The sequence below is a fragment of the Aurantiacibacter luteus genome, assembly GCF_001010945.1.
GTDB lineage: Bacteria > Pseudomonadota > Alphaproteobacteria > Sphingomonadales > Sphingomonadaceae > Alteraurantiacibacter > Alteraurantiacibacter luteus.
In genome coordinates this window covers 415,102-432,532 of the sequence record NZ_LBHB01000001.1, presented here as the reverse complement: position 1 = coordinate 432,532, position 17,431 = coordinate 415,102, and the positions used below count along the sequence as shown (strand labels likewise).

Below are 17,431 nucleotides of genomic sequence, written 5' to 3'. Positions count from 1 at the left end.
CCTTCCCGCTCAGCGATCGACGGAGGAAAAGTCGAGGTCGCGCGCGACGTAGACCGAAACGCTGGTCCCATGGTCGATCACCAGCACCGGGCGCGGCTGGTTGGCATTGCCGGAGATGTTCTGGGTGCTGCCGGGCAAAGCGACGATTACCCCGTCCGACGACGACCGCGTGGCAAGGCCGGCACCGATGTCGAGCACGGTCTGCAGCAGTGCATTTCCGAAGCGGGCAAGAAAGCGCGAATTGACCTCGCCCTCCACGCCGGCGCGTCCAAGCGGGTCGGCGGCCGGGGAATCCAGCGCGATGGTCGCCCCGTCGGGCCGCATCAGTCGTGTCCAGTTGATCTCGGCGCGGCGTTCGCCCGGGGCGATCCCCGCCCCGTATTCACCGAAAAGCCGGCTTCCGCGCGGGATGAGCACCCGCGTACCGTCGAAGCTGTAGACGTTGCGCTGCACGAGTGCGCGCACCCTTCCCTGCCGTGTCGAATCGAAGGCGGTCTCCAGTACGGCTGGAATGATCGTGCCTTGCGGGACGGTGAAGGAGGGATTGGCAAGCCGCACGGCCGATATGCGATTTCCGGTATCCGGAGCGGTGGGCGCGGGATCGAAAGCACGCTCGAAACCGCGATCGCTGCTTGGCGGAGTGGGCACATCGCTCAGAATCAACGGCGGCTCGGCAGGCGGTTGATACGGAGCGACGTAGGGTGCGCTGGGCTGTGGCGGCGGAGGGCCGGGCACAGGATATCGCGGCGGCGCAAACGCCGAACCCGGTACTTCGCGCAGCATGACCGGACCGCTGTCCCGAACTTCCCGCGGCAGCCGCCGTGCGTCTGGCGGCACGACGAGCGGCGGGGGCGAGGAAATCAGCCCTTCTGCAGGCCCGGTAGCAAAGGTCGACGGCGACTGCGAAGCTTCGCGCGCCGCGTTCAGCGTTGCGAACAGCCATGCTCCGCCCACCAGCAGTACGGCGACAAACGCCCACAGGCCGTAATTGCCGCGCACGCCGGTGCAAACCACCGGCATCTGGTCGCCGTCCATCGGATCCGTGCGAGGGGTCATTGCGCGGCGTCCGGCGCGGCGTTGCGGGTGGCAGTGGCCCGTTCCTCGTCGAGCCTGAAGACGAGGGATCCATAGACCCGATCGATCACGTAGGTGTCGCCGCGCATGTAACCGTTGACCATCTCCTCCTCCCCCGTTGGTCCGACGGCAAAGACTGCGGGGAGGGCCTGTTCCGGACCATAAGTTATGTAGGTTCGCCGCGCATCGTCACGGATCGCCGCCGGGCGCACGACCGCATCTCCGCGCATACGATAGGACCATCTTGGGCCGTCCGCCGCCGCTGACTCCACCGCACGCAGCGGAGCGAGTTCCGCGCCGTCATAGGCGAAGCGGACGAGATAGGCCGCGGTCAGGCCGGTGCCCGTGCGCACGGTGAAGGGATAGCTGCGACGATCCGTCTCGACCTGCATCTGTGTCGTGGTGCTGTCGACGAGCGGCAGAACCAGCATGCTGTCGCCATCGGGGGACACGCGAACCTGGAAGGCGGCCTGGTCCGTCAGCGAAATGCGCTCGATACGCTCGCCGCGTTCGAACATGACCGTGAGCCCGGTGGGCGGCATGACCGTCAAAAGAACTTCCTCGCCCTCCGACCACGTCACCGTCTGAAGGCGCGGATTGTCGAGCGGGATGTCCGGTACGACCTGCGCCTGCGCGCCCGATGCGACCATGAGCAGGGCGAGAGCGACCGCGATCCTCACGCTGGCGCGTCCACCTGCAGCTCAGCGGGAATTTCGCTCGGCAACGCTTCGGGCAGCGTTTCCGCATCCCGGCGATAGCGCGTGACCTGGAAGCCGAGGGGATTGAGATACCGGTCCTGCTCGCTCATTCCTGCGGCGCTGAATTCGAAATCGATCACGGCGGCCCAGTGCTGCGCCACGCCGGGCTGGCCGCCGCGGTCGGAACGCACCGTCGAGAAACGCACCAGTGCGCGGTTCTGATCGAGCGAGGACACGCTGCGAACTTCGGCCGTCACACGGGTGTCCCGGCCGTAGAGGACGACGGGGCTGGTCGCCTGACCGGCCCGCATCAGCTGGTCATAGCGCTGTCGCGCCTCCCCCGCGCTCCACAGGGAAACCTTGCGAAAATCCTCCTGGAGATCCGGGTAATCGTAGCCTTCGCGCGCAATGACATACTGCACGAGGAAGGACCGCGTCAGCGCGGCATCGGCCGCCACCAGATCCTCGTCGAAAGGCGCCAGGGTCTCCACGTTGCCCGTCTGGCGATCCACCAGGATGGTGTAGGGCTCGGTCGTCTTGAGCGGCAGCATCACCACGATCGCGATCGCCAGGAGCAGCGCTATTGCGGCAGCCACGGTCGCCACGATCCAGGCGATGCGGCGCGAGCGTTCCAGCTCGTCGGTAACGCTGGTCGCCCAGGTGTCGGCGAAGTCGAAATCGTCGTCCAGGGAGCCTTGTGCGGTCACCCATCCCTCCTGCGGCTCGACATGGAGCGCGAATGTGCGGTCCGGCGATAGGAGCTTCCCAACCTTTGGGGAAGTTGCACACGCGCGTCGCCCCCATTTCCGACGCCCCCCTTGCCGGTTCTCGAATCAAACCCGGTCGCCGGCGAAATGCCGGGCGCAGCAGGCACGCGCGCGACGCGGCCTTGCTCGAACCTCATCCTGTTCTCGATCTGCGTGGCGATGCGATCCGCGCGCGCAGGTGCGGAAACCCGGTCCGGCGCGGGCCGCCATGTTGGCTGGGGCACTGCGCCATTTGCCGTAACGAAGTCAGGAAGCCGAACGGTATCGCTCCAGCCGCGCATGAAGGCGACCTTCGCCAGAAGCCAGATCGTGAGGAACTGCACCAGCGTGAACCCGCCGACCATGGCGAACAGCTCGATCGGCGCGCTCGGCGCTGCAAACCCGCTCGACCTCACGTAAAAGGCATCGCGCAGAAATGGCTCGAGCACGGCGAGTTCGACGGCGAGGATCACCGTGACCCCGATCGTTCCGAGCAGGGTGAGCACGAGGGCCCGCAGCCAGCCGGAGAATATGCCGCGCGTCGCCTCGAACAGCAACAGACCCGCAGCCAGCGGAGCCAGCGCCAGCAGGAGTCCGGCAAGCAGCCGCAGCAGACCTAGCGAGCCGATGATGCCTGCCAGATAGATAAGACGCGCCCAGCCGAGCGCACTGTCGTCCTGCAAGGCGGATCCGGCAAAACTGGAGTTGCCGGCCTGCCCCTGCAGGAAGCGATCCGACCAGCGCCCGGTGCCGACGTCTATGAGCGAGAGCATGGCTTGGTCGACGTTCTGAAGGCGATCGACGAAATTGCTCGATGTCGTGGCGATCCCGGGATTGGCGAGCGTGCCGGCGATCTGCGCCGGTCCGTCAAGTGTCAGGTCGTGAACGACCGTGCGAAAGGCCGGCCAGGAAAAGGCCAGCGTCAGGACGATGCCGATTTTCAGCAGGCCGCCCACCATGTCCCGCCCGTCCGGCATGGTCGAGCCGAACAGGAGTCGGAGGCCCCATATCGCCACGAAGAGGGTCAGCAGCGCCGACATCGCCACTGCCGCCAGCGAGCCGGGCTGCCCCAGCGCTTCGTACCCATAGCTGCCAAGATAGCGCGATTGGCAGTCGATGTGATCTACTAGACGGCTGACGAATTCGCTGCCGGTCAGGATTTGCGGGCAACTCATCAGGCCGCGCGTTCGAGCAGACGGGGCAACCATCGCGCCGGATCGGGACCGGTCTGCGCGACCACTTCGTCGAACAGGCGCACCGTGCTCTCGCGGCCCGACAGGATGGTCAGCAAGTCGCGTTCGCCGGTGAGGTCGAGCCGGGCGACGACGCTGTCGTTGCCGTGCTTGATGAGAAAACAGTGGGATTCGTCGGGCATGGTCCGCACGAGATCGAATTCGTGACGGGTAAGACCGAAGCCGTTGATGTAATCCTCGGCCCTGGCCTTGGGGTTGATCATGAAAATCTGCGTTGCCGCCTGCTCGATGATGGCGCTGGCTATGCGGCTCTCGAGCGCGTCCTGTGCGCTTTGCGTCGCAAAACCCACGATGCCGTTGCGCTTGCGGATGGTCTTTTCCCAGTCCTTGATCCGGCGCACGAAAACCTCGTCGTCGAGCGCCTTCCAGCCTTCGTCCACGACGATGATCGCCGGGGTGCCGTCAAGCCGCTGCTCCACGCGATGGAAGAAATACATGAGGGCCGGAGTGCGCGCGGCGGCATCGTCGAGGATCGCGGTCATGTCGAAACCGACAGCCTGGGCGTCGAGGTCGGTGGTGTCGCGTTCGTTGTCGAACAGCCAGGCGCGCTCGCCCTCCCCCCACCACGGTCGCAGCCGCGCATGAAGATCGCGTGCGTGAGGGCGCGCGCCGCCGCGGAACAACTCGACGATGTAGCGCAGCCTCCGGCGCTCAGGCGGCTGCGAGAAACTGGTGTCCACGGCATCGCGGATCTGCTGGAGCTCCGCTTCGTCGGCGCCGCCCGCCAATAAGGCCAGCCAGTCGATCAGGAACTGACGGTTGGCGGGGGTATCCTCCAGTTGCAACGGATTGAGACCGGAGGCGCGGTCTGACGAGAGCCTGTCGTATTGCCCACCGATCGCACGGATGAATAGCTCGGCCCCGCGATCCTTGTCGAAGAAGATGATGCGCGGATCGAACCTCCGCGCCTGGGCGAGGAGGAAGTTCATCACCACCGTCTTGCCACTGCCCGAAGGCCCGATGATCGTGAAGTTGCCGAGGTCGCGCTGGTGAAAGTTGAAGAAGTACGGTCCCGCCGCCGTGGTTTCGAAAAGCGTCACCGCATCGCCCCAGTGGTTGCCGCGCGCCCGGCCGGTGGGAAAGCTGTGCAGGCTTGCAAGACCGGCAAAATTCGTCGTCGAGACGAGCCCGCGCCGGCTGATGTACTTGAAGTTGCCCGGAAAGCGCGCCCAGAACGTCGGCTCCAACGCCAGGTCCTCGCGCACGGCGACGATCCCCAGGTCGGCGAGCAGTGCGATGACCTCCGCCACTTGCGCGTCCAGCCGGCGAAGGTCGTCCGCATGGATGGCGATCGTGGTGTGATGCTCCCCGAAACCGGCACGGCCGGCGGAAACTTCGTCCTTTGCCGTCACCAGCTCGTCACGCAGGCTAAGCGCCTCGTCCTCGGCGGAGCGCATCCGCCGGAGGGCGAGATTCATCCGCCCCAGCGCCGCCGCGCGCTCGACGAAGGCGAAACTCTGCGTCACGTCCATCTCGAAGGGCAGGCGGTAGAGTTCGTCGAACATGCCGGGCATCGTGCGGCCCGGGTAATCCTTGATGGATACCAGCGCGATGAAACGGCGGGACAAGGAACCGGAGGGTGCGAGTTCGACGGTATCGGCACCGAAACTTATACGCCGTGCAGGTATGTGCCTGCCCATGTCGCCATGCGGCACCTCGACCGGCCGCATGTCGGCATTGTAGAGATGGGAGAGAAATTCCAGCGGCTCCGACCGCATGCCGTCGGCCGTTTCATAGGTGGTCAGCACCCGCGGGTCGTATTGCCGGAGAGCCGAGACCATTGCCGAGCAGGCGTTGTGCAGCGCGTGCAGTTCCGCCGCGACCAGTGCGGCATTGCGGCTCGAACCACGGGTAAACCAGTTGCCCGCCCGTTCGGCGATCCCGATGCGGCCTTGCAGCGGGCGGCGCACGATGGTGAGGAAGAGGTCGTTGACGTAGAGGTTCTTCGCCGCCAGCCGTTGCTTCCAGCGGGCATCGAGCCCCTGCGAGAAACGATCGCGGTGTTCGCCATCCAGCGCCACGTCGGCGCGGCGGCGCACGACGTGATGATAGACGGCAAAGCGCGAATTGCCCAGGGCACGCAGCATCGCGTCGCGCAGTTCCGTGCGATAATTCAGCTCTTCGCTGTCGGCCGTCTCGAAGTGGAAGCCGCCGATCCGGATCGTCTGCAGCAGCAACCCGTCGCGGGTTTCGAGCGTCGCTTCGTCGAGGTGTCTGGCATAGGGAAGGTGAATGCCGGCAGGCACCTCGCGGCGTGCCCGTTCGCCCCGGCTACGCTTCACGGGCGATAGGAATTGCATTGCCAGTAATCGTGGTTCCTGACCCGCGGGCAGTAGCGCACGCGGGTCAGCCAGAGATCGACGATGCGCGGTTCACGCAGCGAGACGATCATCCCGAAAAGGTGAATCGCCAGCGCGACGAGCAGGACCCAGAAGCTCTTGAAGATCAGGAACAGTTCGACCGCGACAATCGCATTGATAACGAAATAGCTATAGGTCACGCCCGCGAACATCTGCGGGCGAGTGAGAGCCACGAACAGGGTATCGCTGCGCAGTTGTTCCGCCATCGAGCCTTACCGATCCGTTTGTCCCGCTGCGTGCCACCCGCCGCCGGGAGATAAACTTCGCCGGCCAGCGACAGATCAGCTCATCGAGGTGGAGAATCCACCGTTGCCGTCGGTTCCGAATGCGTAGCCGTTCTCGATATCGCTGGTTTCGCGGTCCAGTTCGACCAGAACAGGGGTCTGCCAGGTCGCCTTGGCGATGGGTTCGGAGACGGTCATATCAATCCTCGTAATCGAAAGAGTGCAAGAAATCCGCGCAAGGCTATCAATTGCGCGAGGGGAAGATACCCTGAAGCGCAATGCACCACTTGAGCGTGAGATAGGGCGACAGGTTGCTATGCGCTTGCGAGCCACCGGCGCCACTCACGCTGACGGTTTCCGGGTTCATGAAATTCGTCGGCGCGGTCGTGCTCGCCGCGTAGGCGAGGTTTCCTCCGGCCGCCTGGGCAAGGTAATTGCCGGCCGGATCGGTGGTGGTCGCTACGCTCGGAAAGGCTCGCACTCCGCCGACGTGGGTGTGGCTCGGCAATTGGGCCAGCGACAAGGTCACTGTCTCCACGCCGCCCAGCTCACCGAGGACCCGGTCAGCGAGACCGGGGCCCTGACCGATCCCGATGGCGGCACGGCCCCGCAGATCGGGAAGCTGGAAATTCGACGTTCCATTGCCGCCGTAAGTCGTACCGAGAAGGGAGAAGAGCGCCGAGTTCTGGCTTATTGGTAACAGCTGACCGCTGGCCTGCGCCCATCCCCGCGGACAGAAATTATAACCGACCAGCATCAGTTGGCCGAGGAGGGGTTCGTCAGCCTGCGCGCTTGCAGGAGCCGCCGGGACGAGCATTGCACTCACCGCGAGGGCCGAGGTTGCCAAGAATGCGGAAACTTTCATCTTTGAAACCTCGCTAGCCCGGAAGAACATTGGGACCGACCGCGGCGATTACGGCCGCGAAGGATAGATGCCGACAAGCGCAATGCACCATTGCAACGCAAGATAGGGCGAGTTGTTCGTGTGCGGCTGGCTGCTGCCCGCGGAGAAAACATTCAGCTCGTTGCGGTCCATGAAGTTCGTGGGTGCAGTCGCGCTGGCTGTGTAGGTTTCGCGGTCAGTGGTACCCTGGGCGAATATATTGCGCACTGGTTGATTGGTGCTACCCGCAGCAGAAGCGGCACGCAGCGTCCCGGTGTGGCCATGGGCAGGCATCTGCGAAACAGTCAGCGTTACCTGGTCGACACCGCCTTGTTGACCCAAAGGATACGGAGTTAAGCCGGGGCCCTGACCCTGCGCGATCGGCGTGCGGCCGCGAAGGTCTGGCAAGGCGAACGTCGTTTGTCCGTTGCCCCCGTAGGTCGTCCCGATGAGCGAGAAAAGCGCAGTGTTCTGCGAAATGGACAAGATCTGACCCTGCGCAGATGCGAAACCTCGAGGACAGAAATTATACGGGGTCAGCACGACCTGCCCGATATATGGATTAGCCTGCGCGAAGGCGGGAACGGGATTCAAAGCTGCCCCGCAAAGCGCCAGGGCAGTTGCCGCAATAATTCGGACGTTTTTCATGTCAGCTCCCAAGGCACCGTGGCGACACAGATCGAAAGGTCAGTCCCTCGATGGATAGATTCCAAACAAGGTGACGCACCAGCGCATCGCAAGGTAGGGGGACCGGTTTTCGTGCGGCTGCCCGTCACCGGTGTTCATCAGGCTCACCGAACCTGCATTCATGTCCACAAGCGATGTCGTATCCGAACTGTACGAATTTGCCCCGGCGCTCGCCCGAGCGATGAAATTGCGCACGGGCTGCGTCGTCGATCCATCGACGGGGAATGCCCGCATGGCCCCGACGTGATTATGAGCAGGCATTTGAGCCAGGGTGAGTGTGACCGTCTCCGTGCCTGCTCGCTGACCCAGAGAGTATGCGGAAAGACCAAGCCCCTGCCCGTCCCCGATAGCCCTTCGGCCCCGGAGGTCGGGAAGGGCAAACGTCGTAATTCCATCCCCTCCGTAGGTCGTGCCGTAAAGCGAGAACAACGCGTCATTTGTAGAGATAGCAAGAAGCTGCCCGTTCGCTTCTGCCGTCTCCCGAGGGCAGAAGGAATTCGCGTAAAGGGAAATTTGCCCAACGAACGAGTTTTGCGCCTGCGCCGGGGCCGGAAAAGCACTGGCCGCGACCAGAGCGAGAATCGCGGCGCCGGAAAGAGCAGAAGCTTTCACGAGTGTCCCCCCAAGGTTTGCCAAAACGAGCGAGTCGTTTCGGTCTGTTGCAGATTGGTTAATCGTTAAATTTCAATCTGGCAACTCGAACGACTTTTTCTTCCGCAGCTAGCGCTGCGCTCCGCCCTCACTGCGCGTCCGGAGCTCCCAGCCCGCCTTCGATACCCGCCAGCATATTGTGAAACTCGGTCGCCCCGCGAATGAAATTCGAAAATTCGGAGAGAAGATTGCCCTGCGCAATCCCGTAGTCGGCGATAACGTAGCGTGAAAAATAGGGCCTGTTGTCGTCGAACTGCCCCGCGTTGGCCAGCGGGTGGTCGAGCAGGAAACTGCGTGTGGCCGCCGCCACGGCCGGAACGGTTTCCTCCGCGACACGCGGCCAGACGGATACGATCGACATGCCTTTGCACCCCGTCTGCCCGCCATCGTCGCACGCGGTGAAATACATCTGCATCAAAAGTCCGTTCGACGCCGTGGCGCTGACGAAGGGCGTGCCGTCAGCTTGCACTTCGACAACCTGATTCGCGGTCGCCACCGACAGCGCGGGCAGGACGGCTGACGGACCGAGCGAGGCCAGCGTTTCGGTCTGGTCGATGCTGTCGACAGGGCGCGTCTGAGCCGATGCACCCGATCCGATCAGCGTGAATGCCAGTGCGCAAACTCCGGTAATCAAACGATGCTTCATCATACGCCCCTCCGCTATGCGATAATTCGCGTTAAAGTCCGCCATAAGGCTTGGCAATCGCCCGCGCGCCATGGCGCCGGTCAGCAAGGCCTAAGGCGGGGTGCCGGTCTCCTGCGGTGCGGGCACAGGCTCGGGAGCGAGGTATGGGCTGTAACCGGATGGCACGAGCTCGCCGCGCGGTCGGGCTTCGTAGACCACGACCGCCGAGCGTGCCGCACGCCCTTCCGGCTCCCACAGGCCGACCATGCCCGCCGCGATGGCGGGTGCCCCCAGCAGGACGAAACAACCCAGCACGACCTGCGCCCCGCGACGAATCGCGAGTCGGCCGGTCAGCATCGAATAGCCGACAAATGCGATCGCAATGACGCACAGCGTCGCCGCAACCTCTCCCAGCAACACGTCCACGATCCAGCCCATCGCGGCGGCAATCGGTTGCGCGTTGGCGGTCGTCTCGAACATCGCCGCACCCTAACCCGCTTGCACGAGGCATAAAGCGGAAAAATATCCGATGGCATTGCGAGCGAGCTTTGCTAGCGCATCGCAATGCAGCGCACATTCGCATCCATCGTCACCGGCGGCCTGCTGGCCCTCGCCGTTCCCGCACAAGCCTGGGGGCCGACCGGCCACCGCGTAACCGCCACCATCGCCGAGCACGAGATATCCGGCCGCACCCGCGCCGAGATCGCCGGCATCATCGGGGGCGAGAGCCTGGCGGAGGCGAGCACCTTTCCCGATGAAGAACGCTCAAACCCCGACGAGTTCTGGCAGCGAACTGCCTCGCCCTGGCATTACGTCACCCTGCCCGACGGCACCCGCGCCATCGACATCGAGCATCCGGCGGAAGGCGACGCGCTGACCGCGCTCGAGCAGTTCACCGCCGTGCTTCGCGACGAGAATGCCTCTCCCGAAGACCGGCAGCTGGCACTGCGCTTCGTCGTCCACCTCGTATCGGACCTGCACATGCCGCTCCACGCCGGGCAGCCCGGCGACCGCGGCGGCAACGACGTGCGGGTCGACTGGTTCGGTCAGCAGACCAACCTGCACTGGGTGTGGGACGAGGGCATGATCCTGCGCCAGCAACTCAGCTTCAGCGAATATGCCGAGCGGCTGGAAGGTCGCCTGACGCCGGGCAAAGTGCTGGCCTGGTGGACCCCCACGCCTGCCACATGGATCGACGAGAGCGTGGCGCTGCGCGAGGAGCTCTATCCCGCCTACGGGCCCGAGCTTGGCATGGGCACGCTGGAGGCCCCGGTGCGGCTCGGCTACGACTACAACTGGCAGTGGGCCCCGACCGTCGAGCACCGCCTGCTGCAATCGGGCGTGCGCCTCGCCGCCTACCTCGACTGGGTGTTTGCCGAGAGCTGAGCGCCCTGCCGCCCGCTTGCCGCTCGCCAGAATGCCAACCTTGCGCTAGACCCACACATGACCACGACAGTTTCCGATATCGACGCCATCCTCGACCGGCTCGAGGCGACCTACGACCGTTCGCGCCAGAACCTCGTCGAGGCGCTGCGGCGCTTTGCCGACGACCGCACGCCGCCGGCCGCCGATGCGCGTTCGGGCCGGCAGTTCGGATACCCCTCCCTGACCCTGCACTATGCCGATGACGGTGCGCGGGGCCATCCGGCGCGGGCCTATGCGCGGCTGAACCAGCCCGGCACCTACAGCGTGTCGATCGCCGACCCCGCGCTGTTCCGCGCCTACCTGCACGAGCAGCTGAGCCATCTCGTCGCCGACTACGACGTGACGATCGAGGTCGGCACTTCCTCGGCGGAAATCCCCTACCAATACGTGCTCGACGGGTCGGGTGTGGACGTGCAGGGCCTTTCCAGCGCCGAGCTGGTGCGGCATTTCCCCTCCACCGACCTCGCCAACATCGGCGACGAGGTGGCCGACGGCACCTGGACGCTGATGCCCGGCGGCAAGCGCCCGCTCGCCCTGTTCGATGCGCCGCGCACCGACTACAGCCTCGCGCGCCTGCGCCACTACACCGGCACCCCGGCGGGGCATTTCCAGCGCTACGTGCTGTTCACGAACTATATCCGCTACGTCGAGGAGTTCATCGACTTCGCGCTCGACGCCCTGAGCGACAAGGAAAGCGGGTTCGACCGCTTCTCGGCGCCGGGCATCCTGCTCGAACGCGGCGACCGCGAGCAGTCGCGCGCGCAGGTGGCGGCGGGAACTTGGCGCAAGCACCAGATGCCCGCCTACCACCTGATGGGTGCCAACGGCGAGGGGATCACGCTCGTCAACATCGGCGTCGGTCCGTCCAACGCCAAGACCATCTGCGATCACATCGCGGTTCTGCGGCCCGAGGTTTGGCTGATGATCGGCCACTGCGGCGGCCTGCGCCCCAGCCAGACCATCGGCGACTACGTCCTCGCCCACGCCTACCTGCGCGACGACAACGTGCTCGATGCCGAGATCCCGCCGGAGATCCCCATCCCGCCCATCGCCGAGGTGCAGACTGCGATGTACGAGGCGGCGCGCAAGGTCACGGGCGAACCGGACGAGGTGCTCAAGCGGCGTCTGCGCACTGGCACCGTCGTCACCACCGACGACCGCAACTGGGAACTGCACTACACCCGCTCGGCGCTGCGCTTCAACCAGAGCCGGGCCGTCGCCATCGACATGGAGTCGGCCACCGTGGCGGCGCAGGGCTATCGCTTCCGCGTGCCCTACGGCACCCTGCTGTGCGTGTCGGACAAGCCGATCCACGGCGAGATCAAGCTGCCCGGCCAGGCCAACGCCTTTTACGAGAAGTCGGTCAGCCAGCACCTGCGCATCGGCATTGAGACGCTCGGCCTGCTCAGCAAACAGGGCGACAGCCTGCACAGCCGCAAGCTGCGCAGTTTCGACGAGCCGCCGCTGCGCTAGGCGCTAGAGGTCGGCGGCTGGTGTTCCGCGGACCCGGCCGCAGGTCGGCACGGTCAGCGGACCGCTGGCGGCATAGGCCTCGATACCTTCGATATCGAAACCGATGTTGGCCACCTGTCGCGCGTCCTTCAGCCGGGTAAACCCGTCGCCGCCGCCGGCGAGGAAGCTGTTGGTGACGAGGCGATAGCGGCGCGCAGGATCGAGCGGCTGGCCGTCGAGGCTCAGCACCGCCCGCCCCTCGCCGATGGCAATGGCGGCACCTGCCGACGGGATGAGAACGGAGTCGCAGATCTCGTCGTCGCAGATCATCTGCTGTACCGCGGCGGCAAGGTCCGCACCGGTGATCTCGAGCACGATCAGCCCGTTGTTGAACGGCGCCATCTGCGCCAGCTCGCCATAACTCAGAACGCCGTCGGCCGCGCCTGCCAGTTGCGAGCGCACGCCGCCGGAATTGACCAGCGCGAGGTCCACGCTCTCGCCCAGCGCGGCGCGGCCGGCGTGGAGATAGGCGTCGGCGATGAAATCCTGCGCAGGGGTGTCGCCGCAGTCCGGATCGAACACCTGCTCGCCCGTGATCGTGCCCACGGCGCGATTCACCACTGGGCCGGCCGCCGCGACGTAGGCAGCGACCGTGCCGGCGACATCTGCATCCTCGCCCGCGCTGCCGTCGACCGGCAGGTTGCGCGCGGTGACGGAGAGCACGCGGTCCGCAGCCGGGTCCACGACCATCGCAATGTCTGTCAGGAACCCGCCGAAGCGCCCGCCCGATGTCAGCAGCACCCGCCCGCCCGCGGCATTGGTGCCCTCGCACACGTAGGCGCGGTGGGTGTGGCCGGAAACGACGAGGTCGATGGCGGGGTCGAGCCTCGCGACGATCTCGCCGATGTCGCCGCTGATGGCAGGGCACGGACCGAGGTTGAAGCGCGGCTCCATGTCGCCGCCCTGGTGGATCAGCACCACGACCGCATCCGCCCCGGCGGCGCGCAGTTCGCGTGCGTGGCGATTGGCGGTCTCGGCCTCGTCGAGGAAGCGGAAGCCCGCCGTCGCGCTGTCGGCAACGAGGCCGGGTGTGCCCTCCAGCGTCATGCCGACGAAGCCGATCCGCGCCCCGCCGACCTCGCGCATGGCCGTGGCGGGGAACAGCGTCGTGCCGTCTTCGGCGACCACGTTGGCGGCGAGGTAATCGAACCCCGCACCCGCAAAGGGCTCGAGCGCACAGGGGTCACGCCGGGTGAAGCGCTCGCATCCGCCCGCCTGCATCCGGCGCAGTTCGGCGGTGCCCCGGTCGAATTCGTGATTACCGACAGAGGCGACGTCGAGCCGCATCTGCGAGAGCGCCTTGATGCTGGGCTCGTCGAGGAACAACGCCGATGTCAGGGGGCTGGCGCCGATCAGGTCGCCCGCCGCCACGGTAAGCGAATTGGTGCGCCGCTGCGCAGCCAGCGCCGCCGCCAGCCGCGCCGCCCCGCCCACGCGCTCGCGGCGCTCGGTGCCGTCCTCGGCGAGCCAGCTCTCGCTCGACTGCGGCACCTCCAGGTTGCCGTGGAAATCGTTGATGGCGAGCAATTGCACCTCGACCGGACCGGCGGCGGGCGCGGTGGCGCAGGCCGACAGGGTGGAAGCGGCAAGCAGGATGGGAAGGAGCCTGGCGGTCATCGTCGCGCTTTCCAAAAGAGCAGAATCGAAAGGGGCGGCCACACCGTCCGGTGCAGCCGCCCCTTCCCTTAACGCATTACACTGCAATCAGAAGTCGTAGCTGATGCCGACCTTCAGACGCCACACCGAGGAGCTGACGTTGATGGTGTTGTCGTCCTCGAACTGCTGGACCCCGTTGAAGCTCTGGATGTTGTAACGGCCCTGCGAATCGACGGCGGTGCCGCCGAGCGAGGCGATGTCCTGCAGGCCGGCGAAGTTGCGGCGGCGCTGCACGTTCCAGTCGTCGTTCAGGAAGTTCAGGAAGTTGTCCATCGTAGCGTAGAGCCGCAGGCGATCGTCGCGGCCGAAGAAGCGACCCGGACCGGGGATTTCCTGCGAGATCGACAGGTCCATGTCGTAATACCAGTCGTTGTCGCAGGTGTTACGCTCGATGGTGCGTCCGATGTAGTCCTTCGCGCAGTCGAGGCTGGCCGCGAAGGCGGCAAGGTCGGCGACGGCGGTCGCGTTCGACAGCGGCGAGACGTTGGGATCGCCCACGCCGGTCGGCAGGTAGACAAGCGCGTTGTCATTGCCCGAAACGCTGTCGCCGAACTGTCCGCCGCCCGACCAGGTTAGGCTGTACGGACGGCCCGAGCGCGCCACGAAGGTCATCGACAGGCGGCTCGCCAGGTCGTCGAAGAACTCCTCGCGGAAGGCGAGGCGCGCCGAGATGTTGTGCTTCGAGCTGAAGAAGCCGCGCGAGGCATCGGGGTTCTGGCGGTCGAACGCCGCGGACAGGTCGTAGTTCGACCCGGCCGTGGAGTTGTACATGTTCCGCCGGTCCTGCACGTCGGTATAGGCATAGCCGATGTTGAAATCGATGCCGCCGTTCTCGGTGAAGATGCCGCCGTCGAAGGAATTCGACAGGATGAACGAGGCCACGTGCCCGTCGAAGCTGCCGGCGTTGGTCAGCTGCAGTTCGTCGTCGCGGCTGGTGTTGAAGCAGGGCGCGTTGACGTTCTGGTAAACCGGGGCCGGGTTCAGGTCGACGAGGCTGGCGGAGCAACCGGTGACCGTCGGATCGATCGAGCGATAGATCGGACGACCGTCGATAGTGAAGCCGTTAAGGCCCAGTGCCGGGTTCACCGTCGCCGCCAGATCGACCAGCGTCAGCGGGTTGCGGTAGTGGCTGTAGATGTAGTCGAGGTTCAGGTTCCAGCCGCTGAAGAAGCCGCTCGGCGCGAAGTCGAGACCGGTCTGCAGGCCGATGTTCGCACGCACGACCGAGGGCTGCTCGATGTTCGGGCTGATCGACTGGGTGTCGCCACGACCCTGCGCCGCGCTGGCAGAGGCAGCCTGCTGGAAGCAGGTCGGAAGGCCGGTGAACTGGCCGTTCTGCACGACATCGATGCGGGCGGTGCCGCAGGCGGAATCCTGCGTGGTGCCCTGCGAGAAGCCGCGACCGTCGTTCTGGAAGGCGTTGCCGAACCACACCAGCGGGTCACCGCCGGAGAAGATGCCCACGCCGCCGCGAACGGTCATCCGCGAGAACACGGAGAAATCGTCGAAGTCGTAGGTCAGCGCCAGGCGGGGCATCACTAGCGGATCGAGGTTGCTGAAGCCGGCAGTGTTGGCGAAGCCGTAGCGCTGGCGGAACAGCGGGTTGGCGGCCGGGTGGCCGCCGTCGTACCAGTCCACGCGCACACCGAGCACGGCGGAGAGGTTGTCGGTCACCTGCCATTCGTCCTGGCCGAAGATCGAGTAGATCGTGCGGTTGAACCGGGCGGCTGCGTCATTGATGTCCCCGGTGGACGAGAAGTTGCCGAAGGCACCTTCGGTCGCGCCGCTGACGACGTTGTTCGGGCGGGTGTCGGTCAGGTTGTTGCCGGTGCCGGGCGAAAGCAAGCCTTCGCGAAGGTCGGCCAGGTTGCGGAAGACCAGCGTGCCGGTGGCGTTCTGCACGAACAGGTTGAACAGGTTCGCATGGTTGACCTCGGCGCCGGCCTTGAAGGTGTGGTCACCCACGTTGACGGTGGCGAGGAAGCGGTACTGGTCGATGTCCGAACGCAGGTCGTTGGCCGAGCGCGAATTGCCCGGGCCGGCCAGCACGGTGCCGTCGATGCCGGTGGGGTTGTCGATGCCGACGATGATGCGCGGGATCGGGTTGTCCGACTGCGCCTCGCCGCCGCCGATCGGATCCTGCCGGTCGCGCACTTCCGAACGCGAGTAGCGCAGTTCGGTCGAGAGGTTGTCGTTCCACTGCGAGTACAGACGACCCGAGTAATAGTTCGACTTGGTGCCGCTGACGTAGAAGGTGTTCTGGCCGACGGCCTGCGGCGAGGTGCCGGTGAACAGGTCGTCCGCGCGGGTCGAGCCTTCCTCCAGGCGCTGGTAGGTGGCTTCCAGGCGATGATCGTCGGTAATCTGGAAATCGAGGCGGCCGAAATAGCGGTCGTTCTCGAACGGACGGCTGGTCACCAGCGGACCGGTGTCGATGCCGTAGACGCTGGATAGCACCCGCGAGATTTCGTTGAACTGATCGACGGTGATGCCGGTCTGCTCGTTGGCATAACCGGCGCCGACCGGGCCGTCGTCCTGCGACTGGCCGGCGTCCTGGTGCTCGTAGGCGCCGAAGAAAAACAGGCGGTCGCGCCAGATCGGGCCGCCGAGGTACACGCCGTAGCGGTTTTCCGCCTGGATCGGGGCGACCGGCTGGCCGGCCACGCTGTCACCGCGCAGCGAGTTGTCGGAATATTCGAAGAAGCCACCGAAGCGGAATTCGTTGGTGCCCGACTTGGTGACGACGTTGACGGCGCAACCGGTGAAGTTGCCGTATTCGACATCGAACGGGGCGAACTGCACCTGCGTCTCGCGCAGGGCGTCGTAGGGGATCGGGGTCGACGAACGCGACGAGAAGCCGGTGTCGTTGAGGCCGTAGACGTCGCCCTGGCTGATGCCGTCAACGGTGAAGGCGTTGCCGCGGTCGTTACCGCCAAGGCACGAGATGCGGTCCTGGCCCGAGCCGCCATCGTCACGATCGAGGCTGACGCGCGGATCGAGGCGGATGACGTCGCGGATGTCGCGGTTGAAGCTCGGCGCGGTTTCCAGCACGTCGGTGCCGAAGCTGATGCCGGGGCCGACGGCGAGCTGGGTCAGCTGGACGCGCGCGGCGCTGACGACGATCACGCCGCCGCCGCTTGACAGGCTGAAGGTCAGGCTGGTGTTGCCCTGCAGGGTGGTGTTCACGCCCTCGATCGTCTGGCCTTCCAGGCCGTCCGCATCGGCGGTGACGGTGTAGGGGCCGCCAGTGGTGAGGCCGGTCGCGGCGAAGTTGCCGGTCGCGCCCGTGGTGAAGGTGCGGCTCGCGCCGGTGCGGGTGTCGGTTACGGTGACGGTGGCGTTGCTGACCGGGTTACCCGCTTCGTCGGTGACGGTGCCCTCGATACCCGTGGTGATCTGCTGCGCCATCGCGGAGGCGGCGGGCAGCATGGTGGCGGTGGCAACGGTGCCGAGGCTGGCGGCGAGCAGGTAACGCAGTTTCATGTCAGGACGATCCCTTGTCGTGAGACGAAGTGTGGAGGCGAGAAGCCGCAGGGCGGCGCTGCGGCTGCCTAAGACTTAACTGCGTGACGATTCCAAGACTCGTCGAGCGGGGGGCGGGAATTTTCAGAGGAAACCAACACCGCCAGTGCGATTC

Annotated in this window: 16 protein-coding genes; 2 read left to right on the top strand and 14 right to left on the bottom strand. The window is 65.6% G+C overall.

The window, feature by feature from the left end; genetic code table 11:
- Positions 1-9: 9 nt before the first annotated feature.
- The 12 genes from AAW00_RS02115 to AAW00_RS14445 form a co-directional block, all read right to left on the bottom strand.
- Positions 10-1,056, bottom strand: coding sequence for a TrbI/VirB10 family protein (locus tag AAW00_RS02115; protein WP_241461609.1), 1,047 nt, complete (start codon positions 1,054-1,056; stop codon positions 10-12).
- Positions 1,053-1,754: a TrbG/VirB9 family P-type conjugative transfer protein gene (locus AAW00_RS02110; RefSeq protein ID WP_052761722.1), complete on the bottom strand. Its 702-nt coding sequence runs from the start codon at positions 1,752-1,754 to the stop codon at positions 1,053-1,055. Before AAW00_RS02110 ends, AAW00_RS02115 begins: the two co-directional genes overlap by 4 nt.
- Complete coding sequence (locus AAW00_RS02105) at positions 1,751-2,479, bottom strand: VirB8 family type IV secretion system protein (RefSeq protein WP_063265976.1); 729 nt, start codon at positions 2,477-2,479, stop codon at positions 1,751-1,753. The genes AAW00_RS02110 and AAW00_RS02105 overlap by 4 nt, the downstream gene beginning before the upstream one ends.
- Positions 2,476-3,726, bottom strand: a complete 1,251-nt coding sequence (locus tag AAW00_RS02100) for a type IV secretion system protein (protein ID WP_082124883.1) — start codon at positions 3,724-3,726, stop codon at positions 2,476-2,478. Before AAW00_RS02100 ends, AAW00_RS02105 begins: the two co-directional genes overlap by 4 nt.
- Positions 3,693-6,071, bottom strand: coding sequence for a VirB4 family type IV secretion/conjugal transfer ATPase (locus AAW00_RS02095; RefSeq protein WP_047002680.1), 2,379 nt, complete (start codon positions 6,069-6,071; stop codon positions 3,693-3,695). The genes AAW00_RS02100 and AAW00_RS02095 overlap by 34 nt, the downstream gene beginning before the upstream one ends.
- Positions 6,050-6,337 (bottom strand): VirB3 family type IV secretion system protein, encoded by a 288-nt coding sequence (locus tag AAW00_RS02090; RefSeq protein WP_047002679.1) that lies wholly within the window; start codon positions 6,335-6,337, stop codon positions 6,050-6,052. Before AAW00_RS02090 ends, AAW00_RS02095 begins: the two co-directional genes overlap by 22 nt.
- Before the next feature lie 75 nt (positions 6,338-6,412).
- Positions 6,413-6,553 carry a hypothetical protein gene (locus AAW00_RS14830; RefSeq protein WP_156169896.1) on the bottom strand — a complete coding sequence of 47 codons (141 nt, stop codon included), beginning with the start codon at positions 6,551-6,553 and terminating at the stop codon, positions 6,413-6,415.
- A gap of 46 nt (positions 6,554-6,599) precedes the next feature.
- Positions 6,600-7,220 carry a phage tail protein gene (locus tag AAW00_RS02085; RefSeq protein WP_206539310.1) on the bottom strand — a complete coding sequence of 207 codons (621 nt, stop codon included), beginning with the start codon at positions 7,218-7,220 and terminating at the stop codon, positions 6,600-6,602.
- A 48-nt stretch (positions 7,221-7,268) separates the two neighbouring features.
- On the bottom strand, positions 7,269-7,886 hold the full coding sequence (locus tag AAW00_RS14450) for a phage tail protein (protein WP_082124882.1): 618 nt from the start codon (positions 7,884-7,886) through the stop codon (positions 7,269-7,271).
- 39 nt (positions 7,887-7,925) lie between these two features.
- A complete protein-coding gene (locus AAW00_RS14540; protein WP_206539309.1) occupies positions 7,926-8,537 on the bottom strand; it encodes a phage tail protein in 612 nt (203 codons plus the stop codon).
- Between the two features lie 127 nt (positions 8,538-8,664).
- A complete protein-coding gene (locus AAW00_RS02070; protein ID WP_047002678.1) occupies positions 8,665-9,225 on the bottom strand; it encodes a type III secretion system chaperone family protein in 561 nt (186 codons plus the stop codon).
- Between the two features lie 87 nt (positions 9,226-9,312).
- Complete coding sequence (locus AAW00_RS14445) at positions 9,313-9,681, bottom strand: TrbC/VirB2 family protein (protein ID WP_063359789.1); 369 nt, start codon at positions 9,679-9,681, stop codon at positions 9,313-9,315.
- 84 nt (positions 9,682-9,765) lie between these two features.
- On the opposite strand from AAW00_RS14445, the gene AAW00_RS02060 reads away from it, so the two are divergent.
- Both AAW00_RS02060 and AAW00_RS02055 read left to right on the top strand, forming a co-directional pair.
- Positions 9,766-10,587: a S1/P1 nuclease gene (locus AAW00_RS02060; RefSeq protein WP_047002677.1), complete on the top strand. Its 822-nt coding sequence runs from the start codon at positions 9,766-9,768 to the stop codon at positions 10,585-10,587.
- A 57-nt stretch (positions 10,588-10,644) separates the two neighbouring features.
- A complete protein-coding gene (locus AAW00_RS02055) occupies positions 10,645-12,099 on the top strand; it encodes an AMP nucleosidase (protein WP_047002676.1) in 1,455 nt (484 codons plus the stop codon).
- A 3-nt stretch (positions 12,100-12,102) separates the two neighbouring features.
- Here the strand turns inward: AAW00_RS02055 and AAW00_RS02050 are convergent, their stop codons facing one another.
- Together AAW00_RS02050 and AAW00_RS02045 are read right to left on the bottom strand one after the other, a co-directional pair.
- A complete protein-coding gene (locus AAW00_RS02050) occupies positions 12,103-13,755 on the bottom strand; it encodes a bifunctional metallophosphatase/5'-nucleotidase (RefSeq protein ID WP_047003450.1) in 1,653 nt (550 codons plus the stop codon).
- Positions 13,756-13,842: 87 nt separating this feature from the next.
- A complete protein-coding gene (locus AAW00_RS02045) occupies positions 13,843-17,277 on the bottom strand; it encodes a TonB-dependent receptor (RefSeq protein WP_047002675.1) in 3,435 nt (1,144 codons plus the stop codon).
- Positions 17,278-17,431 lie beyond the last annotated feature (154 nt).

Excerpts from the sequence above, each read along its gene's own strand:
- AAW00_RS02115 (WP_241461609.1), bottom strand. The coding sequence starts at position 1,056 with ATGACCCCTCGCACGGATCCGATGGACGGCGACCAGATGCCGGTGGTT.
- AAW00_RS02100 (WP_082124883.1), bottom strand. The coding sequence starts at position 3,726 with ATGGTTGCCCCGTCTGCTCGAACGCGCGGCCTGATGAGTTGCCCGCAA.
- AAW00_RS02095 (WP_047002680.1), bottom strand. The coding sequence starts at position 6,071 with ATGCAATTCCTATCGCCCGTGAAGCGTAGCCGGGGCGAACGGGCACGC.
- AAW00_RS02090 (WP_047002679.1), bottom strand. The coding sequence starts at position 6,337 with ATGGCGGAACAACTGCGCAGCGATACCCTGTTCGTGGCTCTCACTCGC.
- AAW00_RS14830 (WP_156169896.1), bottom strand. The coding sequence starts at position 6,553 with ATGACCGTCTCCGAACCCATCGCCAAGGCGACCTGGCAGACCCCTGTT.
- AAW00_RS02085 (WP_206539310.1), bottom strand. The coding sequence starts at position 7,220 with ATGAAAGTTTCCGCATTCTTGGCAACCTCGGCCCTCGCGGTGAGTGCA.
- AAW00_RS14450 (WP_082124882.1), bottom strand. The coding sequence starts at position 7,886 with ATGAAAAACGTCCGAATTATTGCGGCAACTGCCCTGGCGCTTTGCGGG.
- AAW00_RS02070 (WP_047002678.1), bottom strand. The coding sequence starts at position 9,225 with ATGATGAAGCATCGTTTGATTACCGGAGTTTGCGCACTGGCATTCACG.
- AAW00_RS14445 (WP_063359789.1), bottom strand. The coding sequence starts at position 9,681 with ATGTTCGAGACGACCGCCAACGCGCAACCGATTGCCGCCGCGATGGGC.
- AAW00_RS02060 (WP_047002677.1), top strand. The coding sequence starts at position 9,766 with ATGCAGCGCACATTCGCATCCATCGTCACCGGCGGCCTGCTGGCCCTC.
- AAW00_RS02055 (WP_047002676.1), top strand. The coding sequence starts at position 10,645 with ATGACCACGACAGTTTCCGATATCGACGCCATCCTCGACCGGCTCGAG.
- AAW00_RS02050 (WP_047003450.1), bottom strand. The coding sequence starts at position 13,755 with ATGACCGCCAGGCTCCTTCCCATCCTGCTTGCCGCTTCCACCCTGTCG.
- AAW00_RS02045 (WP_047002675.1), bottom strand. The coding sequence starts at position 17,277 with ATGAAACTGCGTTACCTGCTCGCCGCCAGCCTCGGCACCGTTGCCACC.